The organism is Streptomyces sp. SDr-06 (assembly GCF_003324565.1).
GTDB lineage: Bacteria > Actinomycetota > Actinomycetes > Streptomycetales > Streptomycetaceae > Streptomyces.
This window is the reverse complement of the sequence record NZ_QOLA01000010.1, coordinates 258,145-268,528: the sequence shown is the minus strand read 5'-3', so window position 1 is coordinate 268,528 and position 10,384 is coordinate 258,145. Positions and strand designations below refer to the sequence as shown.

The window sequence follows — 10,384 nt, the reverse complement described above, 5'->3', positions numbered from 1 at the left end:
CGAGAACACCTGGCCCATGCCGCCCGTCGCGAGCACCACCGCGGGCGCGCGGACCGCGCCGACACCGTCGTGCTGCCCCTCGCCCATGACGTGCAGCGTGATGCCCGCGGTGCGGCCGTGCTCGTCCGTCAACAGGTCCAGGACCAGGGCGCGTTCGATCGTGCGGAGGGCTGCTGCCCGGACCGCCTCGACCAGTGCGCGGGAGACCTCCGCGCCCGTCGCGTCGCCGCCCGCGTGGGCGATGCGGCGGCGGTGGTGGCCGCCCTCGCGGGCCAGCGAGATCGCGCCCGAGTCGTCGGTGTCGAAGTGGGCGCCGGTGGCGATCAACCGCCGCACCGCGTGCGGGCCTTCGGTGACCAGCGCGCGGACCGCGCTCTCGTCGCAGAGTCCGGCCCCCGCGACCAGCGTGTCCTCCAGATGCTGCTGAGGGGTGTCGCCCTCGCCGAGGGCCGCCGCTATGCCGCCCTGCGCCCAGCGCGTCGAGCCGTCGTCGAGGCGGGCCTTGGTGACGACAACGGGGCTCAGCCCGGCCGCCGTACAGCGCAGGGCCGTGGTGAGGCCTGCTACGCCGGAACCGACGACCACGACATCCGCGTCGATCGACCAGCCTGGGGCCGGTGCGCGCAGGCGCAGGCCGGTCGCGGTTCCTGTTGCGGGCATGGTCATACGGGTCTCCGAAGGTGAGAAGGATGGAGTCGATGAGACGGGTGGTGCCGCCTGTGGCGGTCGGCGCGAGGAGCGCCTCGCCGGTGTGGTCGTCGGGGCCTCGGTGAAGTCGGAGGGACCGTCCATGCCTGGCGGCCGAGGTCAGAGGCCGGCGGAGGACGGGCGGGCAGCCGCGGGGTCGCCATCTGCGCGATGCCGCCAGGCACGCGGGTGTCGGTCGCCGCGCGAGTCTCGCCCCGTGCGGAGAGGGCGACGGCTTTGGTCCGGGGGCAGGGGCCGCCCGCGCCCGTGCACGTTCCCGGCCCTGTGCGGGCAACGGGCTACGCCCAACAGTGCCCGTCCGAGTCAGTCGGACGCGTTGGGCGTCCCTCCAGAGATGCGGCTACACGGACGGGAGCGGTAGTGCGGTGGACGCAGTGCCGTGGCGGCCTCACTTGAGCAGCCTTGGTCGGCGTACGGAGGTATCAGCTGGACTGTGTGCGACATCGACGCTCCCCCTTCGGGTGTTTCTAAATTCGAAACATGCGGTGGATGCTAGTGTTTCGAAGAACGAAACGCAAGGAGGGTCATGCCAACGCCGCGCCCAGGCAAGCCAGTTCGTGGATCGACCACCGGCCGTCCGATCATGGCCGCGATGGATCTCCTCGGCCGTCGGTGGGCGCTGCGCATTCTCTGGGAGCTGCGTCCGGGTCCCCTCGGTGCGCGAGCGTTGCTGGCACGGTGCGCAGGCCTGTCATCGAGCGTTCTCTACCAGCGCCTCCGCGAACTCACGTCAAGCGGGCTCATCGCCCCTTCGCCCGACGGCTACGAACTCACTCAGCTGGGGACAACCCTCGGCCACGCCCTCCAACCGCTCAATGAATGGGCGAGCACCTGGGCGCAGACGCAAGAGCGGAACGAACAGAACCCCGCGCAGCCGTAAACGCCTCGCGGGCTCTTCGACCGTCGTACAACGAGCGATGCCCTGGGCGATGCTCTGCCGCCAGGGGCGGCTCACCGGTGTCCGCATCGCCTCGTCTGCGCAGCCCGGATGGCGTTCGGATCGGGAGAGACGGAGGGCGGCCTCTTGACCTCCCTGGTGCCAGCAACTAGCTTGCGGTAACCATCGACCCGTGAGTACCGAGAGGAGGCGATCAGAGGATGTCCACCAGCTCCGATCTTGGTCGCCTCGCCCAGTGCACCGTCTGGGTGCCGGGTCGGATCGCGCACGGCTGCTGAGTACGCCGTTCTGACGTGCCCCTTCGTGGCACGTTCTGTGTTTCCCGTCCCCATTTTCCGGCGCGTCGATGCCGCGTGCCGTTGTGCGCGCGCTCCTTTCGTGTGGCGCGTCCGAACACAGAAAGCTGCCTGAAATTGGCGAACATGATGGCTCGACCGATCACGTCGCGACGCGAGGCCCTGCCGTGGTAGGGGCATGGATCACGGTCAACGGTGAGGAAACACCGATTTCCCCGGCTCCGTCCCACACGACAACGCTGGATTTTCTGCGCGACCGTGGCCTGACCGGCACCAAGGAGGGCTGCGCGGAAGGCGAGTGCGGTGCCTGCTCGGTCCTGGTGGCCCGTCCCGGGGTCGGAGCCGACAGACCCACCGACTGGGTGGCCGTCAACGCCTGCCTCGTCCCGGTAGCGGCGCTCAACGGGCAGGAGGTCATCACCTCCGAAGGGCTGGCGACGGACGGCGGACCGGGAGAGCCGCCCACGCTGCATCCGGTGCAGGAGGAGATGGCGGTCCGTGGCGGCTCCCAATGCGGGTACTGCACACCGGGGTTCATCTGCAGCATGGCCGCCGAGTACTACCGGCCCGACCGGTGCGGACACGTCTGCTCCGACGCGGCTGACGGCCCCGATGCGGAGCACGGCCCGAACGGCTTCGATCTGCACGCGCTGAGCGGCAACCTCTGCCGCTGCACGGGGTACCGTCCGATCCGGGACGCGGCGTTCGCCCTCGGCACGCCCAGCGACGAGGACCCGTTGGCGCGGCGTCGCGAGCAGGCTCCGCCGTTGCCGGTTGCCACCGAATACGTCGAGGGCGGCCACACATTCCTGCGGAAGGGCACGCTGGCGGACACGCTGAGGCTGCTGCGTGAACGGCCGGACGCTGTGGTGATCGCCGGCTCCACCGACTGGGGCGTCGAGGTCAACATCCGTTCCCGCCGGGCGGATTGCGTCATCGCTGTCGACCGGCTGCCCGAACTCCGCGAGCTCATCGTCACTTCCGGCCACATCGAGATCGGGGCGGCACTGACGCTCACCGAGATCGAGCGGCGTCTCGACGGGAGCGTTCCGTTGCTGGCAGAGGTGTTCCCGCAATTCGCCTCCCGCCTGATCCGCAACGGCGCGACTCTTGGCGGGAACCTGGGCACGGGCTCCCCGATCGGTGACAGCCCGCCGGCGCTGCTCGCGCTGGAGGCGTCCGTGGTGCTCGCCGACAGCGAGGGTGAGCGCGAGGTTCCGCTGGCGGACTACTTCACCGGCTACCGGCAGAGTGTCCGCCGTCCCGGTGAGCTGATCCGCGCCGTGCGCGTTCCGCTGCCGCTGTCGCCGGTGGTGGCCTTCCACAAAATCGCCAAACGGCGCTTCGACGACATCTCCAGCGTCGCGGTCGCCTTCGCGCTCGACGTCGAGGACGGCGTCATCCGCAAGGCGCGCATCGGCCTGGGTGGTGTGGCCGCCACCCCGATCCGCGCCCTGGACACCGAGGCGGCCCTGGAGGGCAGGCCGTGGTCGACGGAGACCGTCGAGGCCGCGGCCGCGGTGCTGCGGGCGGAGGGCACACCGATGGACGACCATCGCGCCAGTGCGGAGTACCGTGCAGCGATGCTCGGTCAGAGCCTGCTGAAGCTGTACGCGCAGAACACCGAGGTGGTGTCGTCATGAGTCAGCTGTCCCAGCGTCCCGAGAAGCCGGTCGTCGGTGTCTCGATGCCCCACGAGAGCGCCACGCTGCACGTCACGGGTGCCGCGCTCTACACCGACGACCTGGTGTTCCGTACCAAGGACGTCCTGCACGCCTACCCGGTTCAAGTCATGAAGGCCCGCGGCCGGATCACCGAAATCCGCACCGAGGCCGCGCTCGCCGTGCCCGGTGTGGTCCGTGTGCTCACCGGTGCCGACGTGCCCGGCGTCAACGATGCCGGGATGAAGCACGACGAGCCGCTGTTCCCCGAAGAGGTCATGTTCTACGGCCATGCGGTCGCCTGGGTGCTCGGGCAGACCCTGGAGGCGGCCCGGCTCGGTGCGGCGGCCGTCGAGGTTCAACTCCAAGAGCTTCCCTCGATCATCACGCTGCAGGACGCGATCGCGGCCGACAGCTTCCACGGCGCCCGTCCCGTGATGGTGTCCGGCGACGTCGAGGCGAGCTTCGCCGACTGTGCGCACGTGTTCACCGGCGAGTTCCAGTTCTCCGACCAGGAGCACTTCTACCTCGAGACGCACGCGGCGCTCGCCCACATCGACGAGGCCGGGCAGGTGTTCGTCCAGAGCAGCAGCCAGCACCCGTCGGAGACGCAGGAGATCGTCGCGCACGTGCTCGGACTGCACAGTCATGAGGTGACCGTGCAGTGTCTGCGGATGGGCGGCGGCTTCGGCGGCAAGGAGATGCAGCCGCACGGGTTCGCGGCCATCGCCGCGCTCGGCGCCAAGCTGACCGGTCATCCGGTCCGGCTGCGGCTCAACCGCACGCAGGACCTGACCATGTCCGGCAAGCGGCACGGTTTCCACGCCACGTGGAAGATCGGCTTCGATGCCGACGGCCGTATCCAGGCCCTGGACGCCCTGCTGACGTCGGACGGCGGGTGGAGCCTGGACCTGTCCGAGCCGGTGCTGGCCCGCGCGCTGTGCCACATCGACAACACGTACTGGATTCCCAACGCCCGCATCGCCGGTCGCATCGCCAAGACCAACAAGGTCTCCAACACCGCCTTCCGCGGCTTCGGCGGGCCCCAGGGCATGCTGGTGATCGAAGACATCCTCGGGCGCTGCGCACCACGGCTCGGCCTCGATCCGATGGAACTGCGCGAGCGCAACTTCTATCGGAAGGACCAGCACACGCCGTACGGACAGCCGGTCACCCAGCCCGAACGGATCACCGCCGTCTGGCAGCAGGTCCAGGAGAAGGCCGCCATCGCCGACCGCAAGCGTGAGATCGCCGCCTTCAACGCCGCGCACCCGCACAGCAAGCGGGCCCTAGCCATGACGGGCCTCAAGTTCGGCATCTCGTTCAACCTCACCGCCTTCAACCAGGGCGGTGCCCTGGTGCTGATCTACAAGGACGGCTCCGTCCTGATCAACCATGGCGGAACCGAGATGGGCCAGGGGCTGCACACGAAGATGATGCAGGTGGCCGCCACCTCCCTGGGCATCCCGCTGCACAAGATCCGCCTCGCCCCGACGCGAACCGACAAGGTGCCCAACACCTCTGCCACGGCGGCCAGTTCGGGCACGGACCTCAATGGCGGGGCGATCAAGAACGCCTGTGAGCAGCTGCGTGAGCGCCTGTCGCAGGTGGCCGCCGGCCAGCTGGGAGCGAACGCGTGCGACGTGCGCATCGTGGAGGGCGTGGTGCGGGCCCTGGGCACCGACAAGGAGCTGGCTTGGGAGGACCTGGTGCGCGCCGCGTACTTCCAGCGCGTTCAGTTGTCCGCGGCCGGCTACTACAGGACCGAGGGACTGCACTGGGACGCGCAGTCGTTCCGGGGCGCACCGTTCAAGTACTTCGCCCATGGTGCGGCCGCGGCCGAGGTCGAGGTCGACGGCTTCACCGGCGCGTACCGCATCCGGCGGGTGGACATCGTGCACGACGTGGGCGACAGCCTGTCCCCGATGATCGACATCGGCCAGGTCGAGGGCGGCTTCGTCCAGGGCGCGGGCTGGCTGACCCTGGAGGATCTGCGCTGGGACACCGGTGACGGGCCGCATCGGGGCCGGCTGCAGACCCAGGCGGCCAGCACCTACAAGCTGCCGAGCTTCTCCGAGATGCCGCAGGAGTTCAACGTCACGCTGCTGGAGAACGCCACGGAGGAAGGCGCGGTCTACGGTTCCAAGGCCGTGGGCGAGCCTCCGCTGATGCTGGCGTTCTCGGTGCGCGAGGCGCTGCGGCAGGCCGCCGCGGCGTTCGGCCCGAGTGGCATCAGCGTCGAGCTGGCATCGCCCGCGACCCCGGAGGCGGTGTATTGGGCGATCGAGTCGGCCCGCCGGGGTGAAGCCCGCGGCAACGCGCACGTCCGTACCGGGGCCGCTCCCTGCGCAGCTGCCCTGGACGGCGGGAGCCGGACCGGCACGGCAGCGCTGAGTGGTGCCTGACATGACATGGATCGCCGCGGTCGCAGGGTTGCGGGCTCGCCGGGAGACCGGCGTGCTGGCCACCGTCGTGACCGTGCGCGGCCATGCCCCACGCGAGGCCGGTGCGAAACTTGTCGTGGGGCGCACCGGGACGTGGGGGTCGATCGGGGGCGGAAATGTCGAGGCCGTCGCGATCGACCGGGCCCGGGAGATGATCGCGGCTGCCAAGGCGGAGCCGGAGCTGATCGATTTCGCCCTGAACGACAAGGTGTCCAACCGGCACGCGGTGCAGTGCTGCGGTGGCACGGTCTCGGTGCTGCTCGAACCGCTGCCGGTGGTGGCCGCGGTGGCGATCTTCGGCGTCGGCCATGTCGGTCTGGAACTCGCACGCATCCTGGCCCGGCAGGACCTCGACCTCCACCTCGTCGACAGTCGCTCCGACGTCCTGCGGCCCGAGCGGCTCGGCGTGCTGGCGGACGCGGTGGCACAGGTTCATGTGCATCACACACCGCTGCTGCCGGAGGAGGTGCTGGAGGAACTGCCCCGCGGCACCCATGTCCTGATCATGACGCATGATCATGCCGAGGACGCGGCGCTGTGCGACGCCGTCCTGCGCACCTCCCACCTCGGCTCCGTCGGCCTCATCGGCTCGGCGGCCAAGTGGGCGCGGTTCCGCAAGCGTCTGTCCGCCGAAGGAGGGCACGCCGAAGCCACCATCGACCGGATCAAGACACCCATCGGACTGACCGGCATCACCGGCAAGCAACCCGCCGTCATCGCCCTGAGCGTCGCCGCCGATCTGCTGCGCACCCTTGAAGCAGAGGTCAGCTGAGGGTCCAGCGCCTTCGGAGGGTGCCGCCCGCGCGGGCGACACCCTCCGAAGTTGCCGTACGCATGACGACAGGTGTGGCGGAGGGTCAGGGAGTGGTGGTCAGGGTGGGCCACAGGGTGGTGGGCGTGAGCGGGCGGGCCAGGCGGCGTGCCCAGTAGGTTTCGTCGCCGTCCTCGTCGCGCCAGGACCACAGGCGGGTCGTGAAGAGATGGAGCGGGTTGAGCTGGGTGATGCCGATGGCGCCGTGGAGTTGGTGGGCGATGCGGGCGATCTCGGCGGCCGAGGCGGATGCCTGGGTCTTGGCGGCGGCGACGGCGATGTGTGTTGCCGGCCCGCCGGTGTCCAGCGGGGCGGCCGCCGCCTGAACGGCGGTGCGGACCAGGGCGGTCTCTTCGATCAGCCGTGCTTCTTCCTGCTTGACGGCCTGGAAGTGACGGAGTGGACGGCCGAACTGGGTGCGGGCCGTGGTGTGGGCGACGGTCAGGTCCACGCAGCGTTCGGCGGCTCCGGCGATGAGCGCGGAGCGGGCCAGGGCCGCGCGGAGCCGGGCCTCGTCGAGCAGGTCGGGGGCGACGCGGCGGACGTGGGCGGCAGGGATCTCCAGGGCGGCGAGGTGCAGGTCGTCGCGGGGTTCCTCGGCGAGGTTGGCGCCCGGGGTGAGGACGGTCTGACCGGGTGTGAGGGTGAACAGGACGGGCCCGGAGGGGGCGGCGGCCAGGACGACGATGGCGGTGGCGGCGCGGGCCCAGGGGACGCGGCGCAGGGTGCCGGTGACCAGCAGGGTGTCGTCCTCGCCCAGGCAGCCGGCCGAGCCGACGGGCGAGGCGGCCGGGTGCGCGTAGCGGATCGTCAGCTCGGGGGCGAGTGCGTAGCTGAGCGGGCCGTCGGGGACGGGGAGTCCGGCGCGGCGCAGCAGGGGGCGGGCGACCAGGGCCGTCTCAGCGAGGGGGGCGGGGACGGCGCGGCGTCCTGCTTCCCGGGCGGCGGCGAGAAGTTGGACGGTGGCCGCGTCCGCGGAGGGGAGGGCCACGGCGTCGGGAGCGGTGGCGTTGGTGACGGTGGCGATGGCGTCGGCGTTCGCGTAGAAGGCGGTGGTGTCGTAGGCGTCCGCGGAGATGACGGGGGTGCTGGTGTCGATCGTGTGGGTGTGCATCAGTGCTGCTCCAGACCGCGAGTGATGATGCCGCGAAGGATTTCGTTGGTGCCGCCGCGCAGCGTGTAGCCGGGGCTGTGCAGCAGGGCGAAGGCGAGCAGTTCGGGGTGGCTGCCGGGGGTGGCGTGCGGGTCGGCCGGGGTCGGCAGGATGCCGCGGACTGTGTCGATCAGCGTGCCCTCCAGGCGGGTGCCGAGATCCTTGACCAGGGCGGCCTGGATGTCGGGCGAGGCTCCGGTGTCCAGGTCGGCGGCCACGCCGAGGGACAGTTGGCGGATGCTGTACAGCCGGGCCGTCAGGAGGCCGATCCGGGTGAGTTGTTCGGCGGTCGCCGGGCGCTGCTCCAGTTCGCGGAGCAGGGAGACCAGCAAGGGGAAGGTGGACAGGTAACGTTCCGGGCCGCTGCGTTCGAAGGCGAGCTCGCCGGTGACCTGCTTCCAGCCGTCGCCCCGCTGCCCGAGCACCATTGCGTCGGGGACGGCGACGCCGTCGAGGTGGCAGGCGTTGAAGCGGTGCTCGCCGCTCATCAGCCGGATCGGCTCGACCCGTACCCCCGGAGCGCGCAGGTCGACGATGAACTGGCTGAGACCGGCGTGCTTGTCCTCGGCGTCGTCGGTGCGGGCGAGGACGATGGCGTAGTCGTTGACGTGGGCGCCGCCGGTCCACATCTTGGTGCCGGTCAACCGCCAGCCGTTGGTGGTGCGTTCAGCGCGGGTGGCGACCGAGGCGAGGTCGGATCCGCTGCTCTTCTCGCTCATGCCGATGGAGAAGAAGCACTGACCGGCGGCGATCCGTGGCAGGAAGGAGCGGCGCTGCTCCTCGGTGCCGTGCCTCAGGATCGAGGGTCCCGCCTGCCGGTCGGAGACCCAGTGGGCACTGACCGGGGCGCCGGCCGCGAGCAGTTCCTCGATCACCACATAGCGCTCCAGGAAGCCGCGGCCTGAGCCGCCGTACTCGGTGGGCAGGGCCATGCCGACCCAGCCGTGCTCGGCGAGACGGCGGCTGAAGCCGGGATCCCAGCCGGCCAGCCAGGAGTCGGGGCGGCCGAGCACGGTGCCGCGGGTGCGCTCCTCGTCGAGGAAAGCGCGGACCTCGGCGCGCAGCCGGCGGGCCGAGCCGGGCAGGGCGACATGGGGGAATGCGATCGGTGCAAGCGTCGAAGGCGACATGGATCATCGGCTCCTGGATGGGTGAAGGGACGTCGGGCATTGCATGGGGGTACGGGAATTCGGCATGGAATGGGGTCAGTTCGCGGCGTGCAGCACAGCGGGGTCGAAGCCGGCTTCGCGGAGCACCTCGTCGGTGTGCTGGCCGATGGCGGGGCAGGGGCGCAGGCGCGGCTCGGGGTCGGCCGAGTAGCGAACTGGGCGGCCGATGACCCGGTAGCGGCCTTCGGTGGGGTGGTCGGCCTCCTGGAGCAGACCGCCTTCGCGCGCGTAGGCGGTGGTGGCGGCGGACTCCAGGTCGAGGACGGGGGCGGCGGCGATGCCCGCGCGATCGCAGAACTCCTGCCACGTGGCGTTGGTGTGATGTTGCGTCAGCTCCGCGAGGAGTGGGTAGAACGCGTCGGCGTTGCGGGCCCGGTCGGGGCCGGTGGCGAAGCGCGGGTCGTCGGCCAGTTCGGGTTGGTTGACGAAGGCGGTGAAGTCCCGCCAGTTGCGGTCGCTGTGCGGCAGGATGCACATCCACCCGTCGGCGGTACGCAGGGCGCGGCGCTGAGGGCTGAGCGAGCGGGGCGAGCCGAACTCCCCGTGGGTTTCCAGGGCGGCCGCGCCCAGATGCTCGACCAGGTTGAAGGCGAGCATGGTGTCGGCCATCGGGACCTCGATGTGCTGGCCGGTGCCGCCGTGCTCCCGGTAGTGCAGCGCGGCCAGCACCGACTGGGCGATCTGCATGCCGCAGATCTTGTCGGCCAGCACGGTGGGCACGTAGTGCGGCCGGCCGGAGACCTTGTGGTTGAGCCAGACGAGGCCGCTGGCTGCCTGGATGATGTCGTCGTAGGCGGCACGGGTGCCGTAGCGGCTGTCGCTGCGAAAGCCCTGGGCGTTGGCATAGATCAGGCCGGGATTGACGGCTGCGACGTCGTCGAAGCCGAGGCGGAGCTTGTCCAGGGCCTGCGGGCGCAGGTTGGTGATGAAGACATCGGCGGTGCGCAGCAGGGCGAGGAGGGCGTCTCGGCCGTGCGGGGCCTTGAGGTCGATGGCGGCACTGCGCTTGTTGCGGTTGAGGTTGAGCGCCGGGCCGCCCATGCCGGGATGGCGCCGGGGCGGGTAGTGACGGGTCATGTCACCGGCGGGTGGTTCGACTTTGATCACGTCCGCGCCCAGGTCGCCGAGCTGCTGGGCGGCGTACGGGGCCATGATCACGCTGGCCAGTTCGATGACGCGGACTCCGGCGAGGAGCCCTGGGGCGGACGGGCCGGTCGGATTCTTGGACATCTTCCGATGCCTCC

8 protein-coding genes are annotated in these 10,384 nt (G+C 70.6%); 4 read left to right on the top strand and 4 right to left on the bottom strand.

Features of this window, described 5'->3' with window-relative positions:
* Positions 1-660: FAD-dependent oxidoreductase (locus DT019_RS21900; protein ID WP_114038585.1), on the bottom strand; the 660-nt coding region annotated here is incomplete at its 3' end.
* Positions 661-1,291: 631 nt separating this feature from the next.
* On the opposite strand from DT019_RS21900, the gene DT019_RS21895 reads away from it, so the two are divergent.
* The 4 genes from DT019_RS21895 (at position 1,292) to xdhC (ending at position 6,779) form a co-directional block, all read left to right on the top strand.
* Positions 1,292-1,588 (top strand): winged helix-turn-helix transcriptional regulator, encoded by a 297-nt coding sequence (locus tag DT019_RS21895; RefSeq protein ID WP_114038573.1) that lies wholly within the window; start codon positions 1,292-1,294, stop codon positions 1,586-1,588.
* A 481-nt stretch (positions 1,589-2,069) separates the two neighbouring features.
* A complete protein-coding gene (locus DT019_RS21885) occupies positions 2,070-3,545 on the top strand; it encodes a xanthine dehydrogenase small subunit (protein WP_114038571.1) in 1,476 nt (491 codons plus the stop codon).
* Entirely contained in the window at positions 3,542-5,968 is a 2,427-nt protein-coding gene (gene xdhB / locus DT019_RS21880; protein ID WP_114038570.1) for a xanthine dehydrogenase molybdopterin binding subunit, read from the top strand. Before DT019_RS21885 ends, xdhB begins: the two co-directional genes overlap by 4 nt.
* Position 5,969: 1 nt before the next feature.
* Positions 5,970-6,779, top strand: coding sequence for a xanthine dehydrogenase accessory protein XdhC (xdhC, locus tag DT019_RS21875; RefSeq protein ID WP_114038569.1), 810 nt, complete (start codon positions 5,970-5,972; stop codon positions 6,777-6,779).
* Between the two features lie 85 nt (positions 6,780-6,864).
* Here the strand turns inward: xdhC and DT019_RS21870 are convergent, their stop codons facing one another.
* From DT019_RS21870 to DT019_RS21860, 3 genes are all read right to left on the bottom strand, one after another.
* On the bottom strand, positions 6,865-7,932 hold the full coding sequence (locus DT019_RS21870) for an acyl-CoA dehydrogenase family protein (RefSeq protein WP_114038568.1): 1,068 nt from the start codon (positions 7,930-7,932) through the stop codon (positions 6,865-6,867).
* Entirely contained in the window at positions 7,932-9,101 is a 1,170-nt protein-coding gene (locus tag DT019_RS21865) for an acyl-CoA dehydrogenase family protein (RefSeq protein ID WP_114038567.1), read from the bottom strand. Before DT019_RS21865 ends, DT019_RS21870 begins: the two co-directional genes overlap by 1 nt.
* Before the next feature lie 75 nt (positions 9,102-9,176).
* Positions 9,177-10,370, bottom strand: coding sequence for a CaiB/BaiF CoA transferase family protein (locus DT019_RS21860; protein WP_114038566.1), 1,194 nt, complete (start codon positions 10,368-10,370; stop codon positions 9,177-9,179).
* Between the last annotated feature and the right edge of the window lie 14 nt (positions 10,371-10,384).